Genomic DNA, 16191 nt, shown 5'->3' on the forward strand with positions numbered 1-16191 from the left:
CCTTCGTCGTCCACCCCCTCAGGACGAGGAGGCGCGGTGCGTCTCAGGAGGCGCGGGTCGCCGCCACCCACTGGTCCAGTTTCGCGATCGCCGCGCCCGAGTCGACGGCCCGGGCCGCGACGTCCAGCTGCTCCCGGAAGCGAGCGAGGAGCGGCCGTTCGCGCTGGCCCGGGTCGGCCGCCAGCCCGTAGGCCACCAGTCCGGCCGCGGCGTTGAGCAGCACGATGTCGCGGACCGGACCGCGCTCCCCCGCCAGGACCTGACGGGCGATGCCCGCGTTGTGCGCCGCGTCCCCGCCGACGAGGTCGGAGATGCGCGCGCGAGGGATGCCGAACTCGAGTGGATCGAGGTCGTGCTCGGTCACCGAGCCCCCGGTGACCTCCCAGATGTGGCTGTGACCCGTCGTGGTCAATTCGTCGAGGCCGTCGTCGCCGCGGAACACGAGTGCGGTCGCGCCGCGCGTCTGGAACACGCCGACGATCAGCGGCACCTTGTCGAGCGACGCGACGCCGACGGCGCTCGCCTCGGGGCGGGCCGGGTTCACGAGGGGACCCAGGAAGTTGAAGACCGTCGGGACGCCGATCTCGCGACGCACGGCGGCGGCGTTGCCGAAACCCGGGTGGAATGCGGCGGCGAAGGCGAAGGTCAACCCCGCCTCGCGCAAGACCTCCGCCACACGGTCGGCCCCGATGGTCAGGTCGATGCCGAGGGCCGACAGCACGTCCGACGAGCCGGACGACGAGCTCGCCGCCCGGTTGCCGTGCTTGATGACCGGCACCCCGGTCGCCGCCACGACGACCGAGGCCATGGTCGAGACGTTCACCGTCCCGAAGCGGTCACCACCCGTCCCGACGATGTCGACCGCCATGCTGTCGACCGGAAGGGGCACGGCGTGGGCGAGGACGGCGTCGCGGAAGCCGACGATCTCGTCCACCGTCTCGCCCTTGGCACGGAGGGCGACCAGGAAGGCTCCGAGCTGGGCAGGGGTGACGTCGCCCGTCATGACCTGCTCCATGGACCACGTGGCCTCGCTGATCGAGAGGTCGCGCCCGGTGAGGAGCGCGTCGATGATCGAGGGCCAGGTGAGCTCGGAGGTCATGGTCCCAGGCTACCGGCGGAGCATAAGACACTTCGATGTCTCGGCGTCAAGGGAAATTCCCGACCCGGGGTTTCGAGCGCAAACCCAAAGCGACTTACCAGGCATAATGGACCTCGTGACAAGTACCTCTCTCTCGAGACCTTCTGGCGGCCCTGTCGTCAATCGACCCAGCACGGTTGCCGTGGGCACCATCGTGTGGCTCGGCAGCGAGGTCATGTTCTTCGCCGGCCTCTTCGCGATCTACTTCACGCTTCGCTCGACGTCTCCCGGCCTCTGGGCCGATCAGACGGCGCTGCACAACGTGCCGTTCGCGCTGACCAACACCATCACCCTGGTGCTGTCCTCGGTCGCCTGCCAGTTCGGCGTGTTCGCCGCCGAGCGCATGCAGCCGCACCGCACGGGCCGCCTGTTCCAGGTCAGTCGATGGGGCATGGTCGAGTGGTTCTTCCTCACCTACGCCATGGGTGCGGTCTTCGTCTGCGGTCAGGTCTTCGAGTACGCCACCCTGATCTCCGAGCACGTCACCCTCAGCTCGAGCGCCTACGGCTCGGCCTTCTACATGACGACCGGCTTCCACGGGGCACACGTCATCGGTGGTCTGATCGCCTTCCTGCTCACCATCGGTCGCGCCTACGCAGTCAAGAACTTCGGGCACAAAGAGGCGACCACGGCCATCGTGGTGTCGTACTACTGGCACTTCGTCGACGTGGTCTGGATCGGCCTCTTCATCGTCATCTACCTCCTCAAATAGGCATTGGATCGTCTGCACAGCATGTTCACGAGAACCTCGTCCTCCCGACGCACCAAGAAGGCCGGCCGTCGCGGCCCCGTCGCCACCGCCTCCCTGCTGCTGGTCGGTCTGCTCACCACGGGCGGTGCCTACGCGCTCTTCTCCTCGACCGCCTCGGCGGACGAGAGCAGCGCGACCGCGACCTCGCAGCAGAGCATCGACGAGGGCCAGAAGCTCTTCGCCTCGAACTGCGCGACCTGCCACGGCCTGAGCGCGGCCGGCACCGACAGCGGTCCGAGCCTGATCGGCGTCGGGGCCGCCTCGGTCGACTTCCAGGTCGGCACGGGCCGCATGCCCATGGCAGTCAACGGTCCGCAGGCCGAACAGAAGCCGACGCAGTTCTCCGACGAGCAGGTCGCCGCCATGGCCGCCTACGTCGCGTCGCTGGCCCCCGGTCCCGCGATCCCCGACGAGTCATTGCTCCAGGCCGACGGCGACACGACCAACGGTGCCGAGCTGTTCCGCATCAACTGCGCCATGTGCCACAACGTGGCCGGCGCGGGTGGGGCACTCACCCAGGGCAAGTTCGCTCCCGCACTCGACGGCGTGACGGCCCACCACATCTACGAGGCCATGCAGACGGGCCCGCAGAACATGCCGGTCTTCAACGACCTCAACCTGTCGCCCCAAGACAAGGCCGACATCATCACGTACCTCAAGTACGTCGAGAACAACCCGTCCCCGGGTGGATTCGAGCTCGGGAGCCTCGGCCCCGTCGCCGAAGGTCTCTTCATCTGGATCTTCGGGCTCGGTGCGATCGTCGCGATCACCATCTGGCTGACCGCCCGGTCGAACTGACCCGCGTTCTCTCCGTACTTCACGAAAGGCAGAATCAATGGCAGAGCACGACGACGAGGCCCCCACGGCGGGCTCGGCTGTCGAGAAGCGCGAGCCTCGACAGGTCTCGGCCGGCACGGCGGTCGTGACGTCCGACGTGTTCCAGAACCCGGGTGAGCCGCCGCACCGCGATCGCGTGACCGACATCGACCCCAAGGTCGAGAAGCGTGCCGAACGCCAGGTCAGCCTGTTCTTCTTCCTGTCGATCGTCGGCAGCATCGCCGCCATCGGCGCCTACGTCGCATTCCCCATCACGTCGGGCGACTCGGGTTCGGTCCGACTCAACAACCTGTTCCTCGGTCTCGGCATCGCCCTCGGACTGCTCTCGGTCGGAATCGGCGCGGTGCACTGGTCCAAGACGCTCATGCCGGCTCGAGAGATCACCGAGATGCGCCACGACACGCGCGGCTCCGAGCCGACGCGTGAGAAGGCCGTCGAGGTCTTCGCGTTGGGCAATCACGAAAGTGGATTCGGTCGCCGGTCGCTCATCCGCAACAGCCTGATCGGTGCCCTCGTCGCGACTCCCCTGCCGGCCGTCGTGCTGTTCCGCGACCTCGCACCGGCCGAAGATCCCAATGCGGTCCTGCGCCACACGCTGTGGGAAGAGGGCATGCACCTCGCCGCCGACCCATCCGGCACCCGCATCAAGGCGTCGGACGTCACCCTCGGATCGGTGTTCCACGTCATCCCCGAGAACCTCAACGAATCAGAACACCTGCTCGAAGAGAAAGCCAAAGCGGCCGTCCTTCTCATGCGCCTCAAGCCGGAAGATCTCAATCCGGCCGAAGGACGCGAAGACTGGCAGTACGACGGAATCGTCGCCTACTCGAAGATCTGCACGCACGTCGGGTGCCCCGTGGCCCTCTACGAACAGCAGACACACCACCTGCTCTGCCCCTGCCACCAGTCCACGTTCGACGTGACGAACAACTGCGAAGTGATCTTCGGGCCCGCCAAACGCCCCCTGCCGCAGCTGCCCATCACGGTCGACGCCGACGGGTACCTCGTCGCGCAGAGCGACTTCCACGAACCTGTGGGCCCGAGCTTCTGGGAGCGCGAAAAGTGATCACCACCACCCCGGCACAGGGTGCCGAACCGGCCACGTCGGACAACATCGGCAAGGCTCCGGCCTTCGCCCCGACGAAGACCAACAAATTCCTCGGCGCCACGGCGAACTACATCGACGAGCGAACGAGCATGTCCGGCCTGGTCAAAGAGGTGGGTCGCAAGATCTTCCCCGACCACTGGTCGTTCATGTTGGGCGAGGTCGCGCTGTACTCATTCGTCGTCATCCTGCTCTCGGGCACGTTCCTGACGTTCTTCTTCCAGCCGTCGATGGCCGAGGTCAACTACAACGGTTCGTACGTTCCGCTCAAGGGCCTCAACATGTCGGCCGCCATGGCGTCGACGCTCGACATCTCGTTCGACATCCGCGGTGGTCTGCTGTTCCGGCAGATCCACCACTGGGCGGCCCTGCTGTTCGTCGCGGCGATCATGCTCCACATGCTGCGCGTGTACTTCACCGGTGCGTTCCGCAAGCCCCGCGAAATCAACTGGGTCGTGGGATTCACGCTGTGGATCCTCGCCATGGCCGAGGGCTTCACCGGGTACTCGCTTCCCGACGACCTGCTCTCGGGCAACGGTGCGCGCATCATCGACGGCATGATCAAGGGCATCCCCGTGATCGGCGTCTGGATCTCGTACCTCGTGTTCGGTGGTGAGTTCCCGGGGACCGACATGGTCGGCCGCTTCTACTCGCTGCACATCATGCTGCTGCCGGCGCTGTTGATCGCCCTGCTGGGCGTGCACCTGCTGCTGCTGATCATCAACAAGCACACGCAGTTCGCCGGTCCCGGCAAGACGAACCAGAACGTCGTGGGCGTCCCGGTCATGCCCGTGTTCGCTGCGAAGGCCGGTGGGTTCTTCTTCATCGTCTTCGGCGTGATCGTCCTGATCGCCTCGCTGTTCACGATCAACCCCATCTGGAACTACGGGCCCTACGATCCCTCCCCCGTGTCGGCAGGTACCCAGCCTGACTGGTACATCGGCTTCGCCGACGGGGCCCTGCGCCTCGTGCCCCCGGGTTGGGAGTTCGTCGCCTTCGGCTACACGGTCTCGATGAACATCCTCGTGCCGATCACGGTGCTCGGTCTCTTCATCGTCGTGGTCCTGCTCTACCCGTTCTTCGAGGCCTGGGTGACCGGGGACAAGCGCGAGCACCACATCCTCGACCGACCGCGCAACGCCCCGACACGCACCGCCATCGGTGCGGCCGGCATCGTGTTCTATGCCAGCCTCTGGGCGGCGGCGAGCTCGGACATCATGGCGACCCACTTCCACCTGTCGTTGAACTACGTGATCCACGCCTGCCAGGCAGCGCTGATCCTCGGTCCGTTCATCGCCTTCTGGGTCACGAAGCGTGTATGCCTCGCCCTTCAGAAGAAGGACCGCGAGATCGCTCTGCACGGCTACGAGTCGGGACGCATCGTCCGTCTGCCGGGTGGCGAGTACATCGAGGTGCACGAGCAGCTCGACGAGTACGAGCGCTGGCGTCTGCTCGACTTCAACGAGTACGAGCCCCTCATGGTCCGTCCGAACGCCAACGGGAAGATCACGGCCCTGCAGCGGGCGCGTGCGTCGGCATCGTCGTTCTTCTTTGAGGACCGCATCGCTCCGGTGAAGCGTTCCGAGATCGAGGCATCGCACCACGACGAAGGCCACTGACCTTCGCCAGTCCCCAGGCCCGGTTGCACGCTCTGTGCAGCCGGGCCTTCGGCATTCCCTGAGGAGGCCGGCACGCCCCCCTTGGCGGTGCTCGGGGGGAGCCCCGGGCTACCCCTCCGGCTCAGCCACTGCTGGTCAGGCACGCACCCCGGAGAGACGTCCGACGACAGAGGCGACCAGTCCCACCCCGTCGCGAAGAGTTCTCCAGCTTCGGCAGCTCTCGGACGCCTTCACGACATTCGCTACGCGTGGTGGGCTACCGGGGGCCGGCCAGGGCCCTTTCGTTTCGCCCCGTCCACGAGGCCACCAGGGTGACCTTCCCCGCTCGACGGGCTCCTGTCCTCCTCCTTGTCCGCCCGAACCCCAGCTGGCCCCCTGGCGTCCGCAGTCGAGGATCACGACAGACCCCTCCCCCGCTCGCGGTCTCCATGCCGGCGCTTGTCGTCGACAGGACGTGACTCGGCCCTGTAGCCGCTGGTTCGTCCCGGGCAGTGAGCAGACACAGGCTCGACCTCCCGGGAGCCACGGCGCCTGACCTCATCTGACGGCAGCCTCGGACCTCGCCTCGCAGAGCTTGGTCCCGCCGGTCCCCACGTCCCGGTGAGTCGCTCCTGGTCGCGCCGAAGGCGATTCCCTCGGCGGATGAGGTGCAAGGCGTCGTGGCTGCTCTATGGGCGTGACCGACTGCCGGTGAACGAAATGCGCGCGGCCTCTGTCGACTGCCCGGAGACCGGCCAACCGAGCGGACGGTCACGGCCCTCAGGCCGGTCGCTCGTCGCGTAACAAGCATCCCGGGTCGAGTAGTCGCTCGGACCTGCGGCGGCGAGAAGTTTGGCATGCAGCAGACGTCGGAAGACCTGGCCCCTGCCTCACCGAAGAGGCTTCTCCCCCACGTCACCGCCTGGTGCGCCGCGCGCGATGCGGCCTCGCCCCCCACGGTACGGCCTGGCCCGCCGCCCGCGATGCGGCCCCTCCCCCACGGTACGGCCTGGTGCGCCGCGCACGGTACGGCCTCGTGCGCCGCCCGCGGTACGGCCTGGTGCGCCGCCCGCGGTACGGCCGGGCTCGCCCACTCTGCCGCCCAGGGCGTCGGGCTCGAGGGCCCCGGCAGCAGCGTCTGCTGCCGTCGTCACCAGGGCCGTCAGGACCCGCGCTACCAACTGGTCTCGTGGGTCCACCCTCAGTCGCTGGGCTGACGTCGTGAAGACCGTCAGGTTCATGACCGACGGCCGATGGCGCTCCCAAGAAGCTGACGTGGTGAGACTCGCGCCGGACGCGAGACGACGAAGGGCGCCGGTCCGAAGACCGACGCCCTTTCCGCTCGAACGAGCAGGCGAACTAGTGTGCGAAGTTGCCGCGGTAGTACTCGTAGACCCAGCCGACGAGAGCCACGGCCGTCAGGGCCGCACCGATGTAGATGATCCACATGCCCACGGCCAACGCCAGGAAGATGAGGGAGCAACCAGCAGCGAGGATGATGGGCCACCACGACCACGGGCTGAAGAAGCCCATCTCGGGGTCACCGTCGTCGATGTTGGCGTCCAGACGGTCTTCGGGGAGTTCGCCGCCCTGGGTGGCGTGCGAGCGGCCCATGTAGAACGCCAGGAAGGCCCCGAGCATGCCGGCCAGCCCGATGCCGAGCGTGCCGGCCCATTCGACCTGACCGGTGTCGAGCAGGCTCCAGAGCACGTAGACCGCGCACATGAGGAAGAAGAAGATCGCGAGGATCCAGAACAGCGTCGCGTTGGTCTTCATCGGGGTTACTTCACTTTCTCGCTGGACGCGTCGTACGTGGGTGCGTCAGGTGCGTCCTTCACCGGCCCGATGCCGACGGGCAGTCCGGCCTCGGGGTGGTTCAGGTCGAATGCCGGCGACTCGGAACGGATGCGCGGGATCGACGTGAAGTTGTGTCGCGGCGGCGGGCACGACGTCGCCCACTCGAGCGAACGTGAGTAACCCCACGGGTCGTTGACCTCGACCTTGGGTGCACGACGAGCCGTGATGTACACGTTGTAGAGGAACGGCAGGATCGAGACACCGAGCAACATGGCCCCGATGGTCGAGAGCTGGTTCATCCACGTGAAGTGGTCTTCGGGCTGGTACGTGGCGTAGCGACGGGGCATGCCCATGACGCCGAGCCAGTGCTGCACGAGGAACGTCGTGTGGAAACCGATGAACAGCATCCAGAAGTGGATCTTGCCGAGACGCTCGTTGAGCATCTTGCCCGTCCACTTCGGCCACCAGAAGTAGAAGCCGGAGAACATGGCGAAGACGACCGTGCCGAAGACCACGTAGTGGAAGTGCGCCACGACGAAGTACGTGTCGGACACGTGGAAGTCGAGCGGGGGCGACGCCAGGATCACGCCGGTGAGGCCACCGAAGGTGAAGGTGATCAGGAAGCCGATCGCCCAGAGCATCGGCGTCTCGAAGGTGACCGAGCCGCGCCACATCGTGCCGATCCAGTTGAAGATCTTCACACCGGTGGGGACCGCGATGAGCATCGTCATCAGGGAGAAGAACGGCAGCAGGACGGAGCCGGTGACGTACATGTGGTGCGCCCAGACCGTCACGGACAGGGCCGCGATCGAGATGGTGGCGTAGACGAGGGTCTTGTACCCGAAGATCGGCTTGCGGCTGAAGACCGGGAACACCTCGGACACGATGCCGAAGAACGGCAGGGCGATGATGTAGACCTCGGGGTGACCGAAGAACCAGAACAGGTGCTGCCAGAGGATGGCGCCACCGTTGGCGGGGTTGAAGACCTGCGCGTCGAAGACGCGGTCGAAGCCGAGGCCGAAGAGAGCCGCGGCCAACACCGGGAAGGCCATGATCACGAGGATCGAGGTGATCAGGGTGTTCCAGGTGAAGATGGGCATGCGCCACATGGTCATGCCCGGTGCGCGCATCGAGACGATCGTAGTGATGAAGTTGACCGAACCGAGGATCGTGCTGAAGCCGGTGAGGCCGAGACCGAACACCCACAGGTTTCCGCCCAGTCCCGGAGAGAACGTCGTGTCACTCAGGGGCGCATAGGCGAACCAACCGAACGACGCCGCACCCTGCGGGGTGAGGAAGCCGGCGACGGCGATGATCGAGCCGAAGGAGTAGAGCCAGAAGGCGAAGCCGTTCAGTCGGGGGAACGCGACGTCCGGCGCACCGATCTGCAGCGGCATCAGGACGTTCGCGAAGCCCGAGAACAGGGGGGTCGCGAACATGAGCAACATGATCGTGCCGTGCATCGTGAAGAGCTGGTTGTACTGCTCCTTGGTGGCGACGATCTCGAGGCCCGGGGCGAAGAGCTGTGCGCGGATGATCAATGCCATGACCCCGCCGAGGCAGAAGAAGAGGAACGACGTGATCAGGTACATGTACCCGATGGTCTTGTGGTCGGTCGACGTGATCCAGTTGACGACGACGTTGCCCTTGCGGCCGACCTTCGAGGCGCCGAAGTTCTGACCGGACGAGGTCCCACCGGTGGTGGGGCGGGTGGCGGTGGCTGAGCTCATCGAACCGTGCCTTACTTCTCGGAGTCTTCGGTGCCGGCGGCGTTGGCAGGTGCCTCGGTGCCGGGCTGGTTGGTGTTGGTGTTGTACTGATCGCCCAGGAGGCCGGTGTTGCCCTCGGCATCAAGCGTCTGCAGGTACTGGTCGTACTCGGACTGCGACACGACCTTGACGTTGAAGAGCATCAGCGAGTGGTACTCGCCACACAGCTCAGCGCACTTTCCGCTGAACGTGCCTTCTTTCTCGGGCGTGAAGTACATCGAGTTGGTCTTGCCGGGGATCGTGTCCTTCTTGTAGAGGAAGTCGATTATCCAGAAGGAGTGGGCCACGTCGCGCGACTTGAGGTCGATCTGCACGGTCTTGCCGACGGGGAGGTAGAGCTCGGGGAGCTGACTCTCGTCGATCGTGCCGTCACCCAGCTCTTGTGCCTGGATGCCCTGGTAGTAGACGCTCTCGTCTTCGTTCTGCTGGTCGATGTAGTTGAAGTCCCAGGCCCAGCGCTTGGCGTAGACGTCGATCTTCACGTCGGGGCTCGCGGTGGGCGCCTCGATGGCGGCCTGGTCGCGGGCGGTGAAGGCGAAGAAGCCCAGAACGAGGATCAGCGGCACGACCGTGTAGAAGATCTCGATCGGCATGTTGTAGCGCAGCTGGACGGGCAGACCCGTCTGGCCCTTGCGCCGGCGGTAGGCCACGCACACCCAGATGATCAGGCCCCACACGATGACGCCGACGATCAGCAACACGATCCACGAGGTGACCCAGAGGCCGATGACGCGGTCCACGTGGTTGGTCGTGCCCGCGGTGGTGGGCAGCCACCCCTGCAGCTGATCGGTGGTGCACCCCGCTAGCACGAGAGCCAGGACGACTGCCATGGGGGCGGCAGCCCAACGAAGACGGCGGTTAGAACGCACTGTTACCTCTCGGATGACACGACAGTGGGGGGTGTTCCCAGTGTTGACGGGGACCTGCCTAGCTTACTCGCAGGTTCGACCCCCCAGCGCACGGCACGCGCCGGAAGCCTCTCGACGTCGAGCGAGAACGTCCCCAGGACACGCGAGAGGGGATCACCCTCGCGGATGATCCCCTCTCGACGCGCGGCTCGGAGCCGCCCGTCGACGATCAGTGGAAGCTGTCGCCGCAGGCGCAGCTGCCCTGCGCGTTGGGGTTGTCGATGGTGAACCCCTGCTTCTGGATGGTGTCCTCGAAGTCGATGGCTGCGCCGTCGAGGTAGGGGACGCTCATCTTGTCGACGATGACCTCGACGCCGTCGAAGTCGACCGTCGCGTCGCCGTCGAGCATGCGCTCGTCGAAGTACAGCTGGTAGATGAGCCCCGAGCAGCCACCGGGCTGGACGGCCACACGGAGGCGGAGGTCGTCCCGACCCTCTTGCGTGAGCAGGCTCTTCACCTTGTCCGCGGCGGTGGACGTGATCGTCACGCCGTGCGCCTTCGCGTCGACGGGAGCGGTTGCGATGTCGGTCATGGTGCCTCCTTCGGGCCGGGTCGAGTGCGGGGCACTCGTCGTCGACCAGTGTAAGCAGCCGGGGGCCGGTTTTGTTCCGGACCCGCGCCTCCCCGGTCGTCGCCGGCGCCGAGGAGGCGCGGGTCGCGCCGTTCAGCCCCTCGCGTCGAGGCGCGCCAACAGGATCGCCTCGCTGAGGATCGCCCGGTGCAGCACGCCGAGGTGCTGCGATTCGTTCGGGCTGTGCGCCCGCGTGTCGGGGTCCTCGACGCCCGTCACGAGGATCTGGGCCTCGGGGAAGGTCCGGACGAGGTCGGCGATGAACGGGATCGACCCGCCGATGCCCGTCTGGACCGGCGCCTCGCCCCAGCCCTCGGTCATCGCGACGGTGGCGTCGGCGATGGCCGTGCCGGTCGTGTCCACCAGGAAGGGATCGCCCCGGTCGACGTCGTCGATCTGCACGTGGGCGCCGAACGGTGCGTGCTCACGCAGGTGCGCCTCCAGGGCGGCGTAGGCGTCCTCGGCGGTCTGCCCGGGAGCGATGCGGGCGCTGATGCGGACCGACACCTCGGGGCTCAGCGTGTTGGACGCGTTGGCGACCGACGGGGCGTCGATGCCGGTCACGGTGATCGACGGCTGTGACCACACCCGGCTCAGGATGGGACCGCGTCCGATGGGAGTCACGCCCTCGAGCAGGCCGCTCTCGTCCCGCAGCTGCTGCTCGCTCTGCTGCGGATGCTCGGCCTCGCGACTCGTCAACCCGGCCACGGCCACGCTGCCGTCGTCGTCGTGCAGGGTCGCGAGCAGCTTCACCATGGCCAGCATGGCGTCGGGCACCGCCCCGCCGAGCATGCCGGAGTGGGACGCGTGCGCCAGGGTGCGGACGGTCAGGCGGAAGGTCACGTTGCCGCGCAGACCGACGGTGATCGCGGGGACCGTCGTGCTCCAGTTGTCGGAGTCGGCGACGACGATGACGTCGGCACGCAACTCGTCCTCGTGCTGCACGAGGAAGTCGGCGAAGGAGCGGGAGCCGAACTCCTCCTCGCCCTCGACGAACAACGAGACGCCGACGCCGAGGTCGTCTCCGAGCACCTCGTGCACCGCGCGCAGGGCCGCCACGTGCGTCATCACGCCGGCCTTGTCGTCGGAGGCTCCGCGCCCGTACAGCCGGTCGCCCTTGACCGTCGGCTCGAACGGAGGGGTGTCCCAGTCGGCGTCGTCGCCCTGGGGCTGCACGTCGTGGTGCGCGTACAGGAGGATGGTCGGCTTGCCGTCGCGGGCCGGACGTCGGGCGAGCACGGCGGGCTGGCCGAGGGTGCCGCTGTCACCGACGGGGGCCCTGCTCACGGTCACCTGGTCGAAGAGGCCCGTGCCCTCGACGAGGGCGGCGACCGCGTCGGCGCTGCGTCGCACGTGCTCGGGGTCGAAGGCGTCCCACGAGACGGAGGGGATGCGCACGAGGGCGCCGAGGTCACTGATCGTCGCGGGCAGACCCGCGTGCACGGCCTCCGCGAGTTCGCTGACAGTACGGGGATCGGTCGGTCGGACGGGATGCTGCGAGTCGCTCATGCAGGTAATCTTAGGAACTCGGACAACCCTGAGGATCTCCCGTGGCCAAGCCAGACAGCAAGACGACCGAGACGACCACCGTCGCCGAGCCCGAGTCGACCGCGGTCGGCAAGGGTCGGCCGACGCCCACGCGACGTGAGCGCGAGGCCGCCAACCAGAGGCCCCTCGTCGCCTCGGGCAAAGAAGCCCAGAAGGCCCAGCGGGCCCGTCTCGCGGAGCAGCGTGACCGTGCCCGTGTCGGCCTCGCGAACGGCGAGGAGCGATTCCTGCCCGACCGCGACAAGGGACCGCAGCGTCGCTTCATCCGCGACCACGTCGACGCCCGCTTCAGCGTCGGCGAGGCCATGATCCCCATCATGGTCGTCGTCATCGCCATGACGCTCGTGCAGTCCGCGGCCATCCAGTCGATTACGTTGCTCGTGCTCTGGGGATTCTTCGCCCTCGCCGTCGTCGACTGCCTGATCGTCGGCCGCAGCGTCAACCGCAAGCTCGCGGCCAAGTACGGTGCCGAGAACGTCCGCAAGGGCAACCGTTGGTACGCGGCCATGCGAGCGATGCAACTCAAGCCCATGCGCCTGCCCAAGCCGCAGGTCAAGCGCGGCGAGTACCCGACCGCCTAGGCGGCACGTCGCCCCGGACGACGAACGGCGTCATCCCTCGCGGGTGACGCCGTTTCGCGTCGGCGGCTGCGTGGACCGGAGGTCTCGTCAGGCGATGGGCCGTCGCCGGCGCATGGCGACGAGCCCTCGGTTGACCTGGCGCGCCCAGAGCGGCCCCCGGTAGAGGAAGGCCGTGTAGCCCTGCACCAGCGTGGCCCCGGCGCGCAGTCGTTCGTCGACGTCCTCGGCGCTCGACACCCCTCCGACCGAGATGACGCACGTCTCGCTCGGGACGGACTCCCGGACGAGCGCCAGGACCTCGAGCGACCGGGCGGCGAGCGGTGCGCCCGACAGACCACCGGCGCCCGCGGCCTCGACGACGGCCCCCTCGGTGACGAGGCCCTCTCTCGACACCGTCGTGTTGGTCGCGATCACGCCCGCCAGGCCGAGCTCGGTGACGAGGGCACCGATCCGGCGAACCCCGTCGTCGTCGAGGTCGGGTGCGATCTTGACCAGCACGGGGGTGTGCCCCGCGGCGTCGCGGACGGCCTCGAGGAGCGGTGCGAGCCGGTCGAGCTCTTGCAGCCCGCGGAGTCCCGGCGTGTTGGGCGAACTGACGTTCACGGCGAGGTAGTCGGCCAGAGGAGCCAGGAGGCGCGTGCTGGCGAGGTAGTCGTCGATCGCGTCGTCGACGTCCACGACGCGACTCTTGCCGATGTTCACGCCGATGACGGGCCGCGACGGAGCGGACCGTGCCCGGCTGAGTTCGAGGGCCGCCGCGTGGGCACCGGAGTTGTTGAACCCCATGCGGTTCACGACGGCGAGGTCGGGGACGAGGCGGAAGAGACGAGGACGGTCGTTGCCGGGCTGCGGCCGAGCCGTCACGGTGCCCACCTCGACGTGCCCGAACCCGAGCGCGCCGAGACCGGCGATGCCCTTGGCGTCCTTGTCGAAGCCTGCTGCGACGCCGAAGGGCGAGGCGAAATGGAGTCCGAGCGCCTCGACGGCGAGGGATGGCGCCGGGGCAGTCAGGCGTCCGACGACGCCGGCCAGGCCCAGCTTGGGGATCGTCTTGATGACTCGGAAGGCGAGATGGTGGGCGTCCTCGGGGTCCATCTTGGCGAAGACGACGTCGAACAGGACGCGGTACGGGGTCCTCACTCGTCGACCGACCGGGTGGAGAGCGGACGGGAGGCGTGCTCTTCGCGCAGCTGGCCGATCGAGGCCTCGAAGTCCTCGAGCGAGTCGAAGGCCTGGTAGACGCTCGCGAAACGCAGGTACGCCACCTCGTCGAGGTCGCGGAGCGGAGGCAGGATGGCCAGACCGATGTCGTTCGCCTCGATCTGCGACGCACCGCTCGCCCGGACGGCCTCCTCGACCTTCTGCGCCAGGACGGCGAGGTCGCCGTCGGTCACCGGACGGCCCTGGCAGGCCTTGCGGACGCCCGAGATGATCTTGTCGCGGCTGAACGGTTCGAGGACGCCGTTGCGCTTCACCACGTTCAGGCTCGCGGTCTCGGTCGTGCTGAACCGACGACCGCAGTTCGGGCACTGCCTGCGACGACGGATCGACGTGCCGTCGTCACTGGTGCGGGAGTCGACGACTCGGGAGTCGGGGTGGCGGCAGAAGGGGCAGAACATGGTGCGGCCAGATTATCGGACGCCGGGGGCGGCGTCGGACGTCCGGGTCGACCGAGTGCCGGCCCGCCGGGACCGGACCCGGCTCAGGGCCGGGAGAGCCGGGCCGCGACGGCCTCGCCGTGGGCGGGCAGCAGCTCGGCGTTCGACAGCGCCACGAGCCGCTCGGCCACGACGCCGAGGGCCTCGGCGTCGTATCGGACGATCTGCTGGGGTCGGAGGAACGTGAACGCGCCGAGCCCGGACGAGAAGCGCGACTGCCCGCTGGTGGGCAGGACGTGGTTCGAACCGGCGAGGTAGTCGCCCAGGCTGACGGGCGTGTCGGGCCCCACGAAGATCGCCCCGGCGTCGGTTATGTCGGCCAGGACGGCGTCGTCGTCGCGGGTCTGGACCTCGAGGTGCTCGGGACCGTAGGCGTTGCTGAAGGCGGCGGCCTGCCGGAGGTCGTCGACCAGGACCACCGCCGACTGGCGACCGGAGAGGGCGGTCCGGACTCGGGCGGCGCTCAGGGTGCGGGGCACGAGCCGGGTCAGTTCGGCGACGACGGCCTCGCCGAAGGCGGCCGAGTCCGTCACGAGGACGGCCGAGGCCTCCTCGTCGTGCTCGGCCTGGCTGATGAGGTCGACGGCGACCAACGTGGCGTCCGCCGAGTCGTCGGCGATGACGAGGATCTCGGTCGCGCCGGCCACCGAATCGATGCCGACTCGACCGCGCACGAGTTGCTTCGCAGCGGCGACGAAGTTGTTGCCGGGACCCGTGATGACCTGGACCGGCTCGAGCTCGAGCTCGGGCACGCCGTAGGCGAGCGCACCGATCGCCCCGGCACCACCGATGGCGTACACCTCGTCGATTCCCAGCAGGCCGGCGGCACCCAGGATGACGGGGTGGACTCCCCCGCCGTGTTCGCGCTGCGCGGGCGACACGAGGGCGATCGACGACACCCCGGCCACCTGTGCGGGGACGACGTTCATCACCACGCTGGAGGGATACACGGCCTTGCCGCCGGGGACGTACACCCCGGCTCGCGTGACGGGCTGCCACCGCTGCTCGATGACGGCGCCCGGGGCGGGTCGGGTCGTGGTCGGCGCGGGGATCTGCGCACGGCTCGCCTGCGTGACTCGCGCGATCGACTCGACCAGCGCCTCCTTGACCAGGGGGTCGAGGGCCGCGACGGCGTCGTCGATGGTCTGCGTCGCGACGCGCAGCGTGTCGGGCCGGACGCCGTCGAAGCGTGCCGCCTGGTCGCGCAGGGCTGCGGCACCCCGCTCGCGGACGTCGTCGACGAGACGCCGGGCGGCGTCCGTCGCGGCGCCGACGTCGGCGTGGGACCGCGGGACGAGGTCGAGCAGCTGGGCGTGGGTCGGCGCGAGACCGCGCAGATCTGTGGTCTGGATCATGGCCTGTCCAGCCTAGTCAGTAGGGTCGGGAGCATGACGGACGACAACGCCACGACCTCGCGGCCCGACGACTCTCTCGAGGTGTTCAAGGATGCCTTCCGACGCCACGCCGCCGGCGTCGCGATCGTGACGGCGCGTGACGGCGACGGCGCCCCGGTCGGGTTCACGGCCACGTCACTGGCGTCACTGGCCGCGGTGCCGCCGCTCGCGACCTTCAACATGGCCAGGACGGCGAGTTCATGGCCCGCCCTCTCGGAGACGGACCAGGTCATCGTGCACCTGCTCGGCCTGCGCAATCGGGACCTCGCGCGACGCATGGCGGGTCCCGCCGCCGAGCGCTTCGCCGGGGACCACTGGACCGACGGGCCGAACGGAGTGCCGCTGCTGACGGGCGTGACCGCCTGGATGACCGGGACCGTCGTCGAGCGGTTGCCTGTCCACGGCAACGCCGTCGTGGTCGTGCGCGTCGGGACGGGCGGCGTCGGCGAGGACGACGACGCCCTGCTGTACCACGACCGGCGGTACCTGAGGCCTGTGCACCTCGAGGACTGACACCGGGCGCGCCTCGCGCCGGC

The 16191-nt window shown here is 68.1% G+C and carries 15 protein-coding genes; 6 read left to right on the forward strand and 9 right to left on the reverse strand.

Annotation, left to right across the window (positions count from 1 at the left end; translation table 11 throughout):
* Positions 1–43: 43 nt before the first annotated feature.
* The gene (trpD, locus tag ASG28_RS05770) at positions 44–1099 is read right to left on the reverse strand and encodes an anthranilate phosphoribosyltransferase (protein WP_055972989.1); all 1056 of its coding nucleotides are present in this window, start codon (positions 1097–1099) and stop codon (positions 44–46) included.
* A gap of 106 nt (positions 1100–1205) precedes the next feature.
* Between trpD and ctaE the strand changes: the two genes are divergently transcribed.
* From ctaE to qcrB, 4 genes are read left to right on the forward strand one after another with little or no spacing between them, the layout of a single operon-like run.
* On the forward strand, positions 1206–1850 hold the full coding sequence (ctaE, locus tag ASG28_RS05775; protein WP_082059958.1) for an aa3-type cytochrome oxidase subunit III: 645 nt from the start codon (positions 1206–1208) through the stop codon (positions 1848–1850).
* A gap of 21 nt (positions 1851–1871) precedes the next feature.
* Positions 1872–2687, forward strand: coding sequence for a cytochrome bc1 complex diheme cytochrome c subunit (gene qcrC, locus ASG28_RS05780; protein WP_054146200.1), 816 nt, complete (start codon positions 1872–1874; stop codon positions 2685–2687).
* A gap of 37 nt (positions 2688–2724) precedes the next feature.
* Positions 2725–3792, forward strand: coding sequence for a cytochrome bc1 complex Rieske iron-sulfur subunit (gene qcrA / locus ASG28_RS05785; RefSeq protein WP_043594939.1), 1068 nt, complete (start codon positions 2725–2727; stop codon positions 3790–3792).
* A gap of 47 nt (positions 3793–3839) precedes the next feature.
* Complete coding sequence (gene qcrB, locus ASG28_RS05790; protein WP_055977003.1) at positions 3840–5450, forward strand: cytochrome bc1 complex cytochrome b subunit; 1611 nt, start codon at positions 3840–3842, stop codon at positions 5448–5450.
* A 1338-nt stretch (positions 5451–6788) separates the two neighbouring features.
* Here the strand turns inward: qcrB and ASG28_RS05795 are convergent.
* The 5 genes from ASG28_RS05795 to ASG28_RS05815 all read right to left on the reverse strand — a co-directional run bounded on the left by ASG28_RS05795 (position 6789) and on the right by ASG28_RS05815 (position 11983).
* Positions 6789–7205 carry a cytochrome c oxidase subunit 4 gene (locus tag ASG28_RS05795; protein ID WP_054146161.1) on the reverse strand — a complete coding sequence of 139 codons (417 nt, stop codon included), beginning with the start codon at positions 7203–7205 and terminating at the stop codon, positions 6789–6791.
* 5 nt (positions 7206–7210) lie between these two features.
* Positions 7211–8956 (reverse strand): aa3-type cytochrome oxidase subunit I, encoded by a 1746-nt coding sequence (gene ctaD / locus ASG28_RS05800; protein WP_082454413.1) that lies wholly within the window; start codon positions 8954–8956, stop codon positions 7211–7213.
* Positions 8957–8967: 11 nt separating this feature from the next.
* The gene (gene ctaC / locus ASG28_RS05805) at positions 8968–9864 is read right to left on the reverse strand and encodes an aa3-type cytochrome oxidase subunit II (protein WP_043594937.1); all 897 of its coding nucleotides are present in this window, start codon (positions 9862–9864) and stop codon (positions 8968–8970) included.
* Positions 9865–10072: 208 nt separating this feature from the next.
* Positions 10073–10435, reverse strand: a complete 363-nt coding sequence (gene erpA, locus ASG28_RS05810) for an iron-sulfur cluster insertion protein ErpA (RefSeq protein WP_043594936.1) — start codon at positions 10433–10435, stop codon at positions 10073–10075.
* A 132-nt stretch (positions 10436–10567) separates the two neighbouring features.
* Positions 10568–11983 (reverse strand): dipeptidase, encoded by a 1416-nt coding sequence (locus ASG28_RS05815; protein ID WP_055972992.1) that lies wholly within the window; start codon positions 11981–11983, stop codon positions 10568–10570.
* A 41-nt stretch (positions 11984–12024) separates the two neighbouring features.
* On the opposite strand from ASG28_RS05815, the gene ASG28_RS05820 reads away from it, so the two are divergent.
* Positions 12025–12603: a DUF3043 domain-containing protein gene (locus ASG28_RS05820; protein ID WP_054146162.1), complete on the forward strand. Its 579-nt coding sequence runs from the start codon at positions 12025–12027 to the stop codon at positions 12601–12603.
* A gap of 87 nt (positions 12604–12690) precedes the next feature.
* Here ASG28_RS05820 and ASG28_RS05825 read toward each other — a convergent pair whose 3' ends face one another.
* The 3 genes from ASG28_RS05825 to hisD all read right to left on the reverse strand — a co-directional run bounded on the left by ASG28_RS05825 (position 12691) and on the right by hisD (position 15616).
* A complete protein-coding gene (locus tag ASG28_RS05825) occupies positions 12691–13743 on the reverse strand; it encodes a quinone-dependent dihydroorotate dehydrogenase (RefSeq protein ID WP_255351261.1) in 1053 nt (350 codons plus the stop codon).
* Positions 13740–14222, reverse strand: a complete 483-nt coding sequence (nrdR, locus tag ASG28_RS05830; protein ID WP_054146163.1) for a transcriptional regulator NrdR — start codon at positions 14220–14222, stop codon at positions 13740–13742. Before nrdR ends, ASG28_RS05825 begins: the two co-directional genes overlap by 4 nt.
* Positions 14223–14305: 83 nt before the next feature.
* The gene (gene hisD / locus ASG28_RS05835) at positions 14306–15616 is read right to left on the reverse strand and encodes a histidinol dehydrogenase (RefSeq protein ID WP_055972995.1); all 1311 of its coding nucleotides are present in this window, start codon (positions 15614–15616) and stop codon (positions 14306–14308) included.
* Positions 15617–15649: 33 nt separating this feature from the next.
* On the opposite strand from hisD, the gene ASG28_RS05840 reads away from it, so the two are divergent.
* Complete coding sequence (locus ASG28_RS05840) at positions 15650–16168, forward strand: flavin reductase family protein (RefSeq protein WP_055972997.1); 519 nt, start codon at positions 15650–15652, stop codon at positions 16166–16168.
* Positions 16169–16191 lie beyond the last annotated feature (23 nt).

Source organism: Frigoribacterium sp. Leaf415 (genome assembly GCF_001424645.1).
Classification (GTDB): Bacteria; Actinomycetota; Actinomycetes; order Actinomycetales; family Microbacteriaceae; genus Frigoribacterium.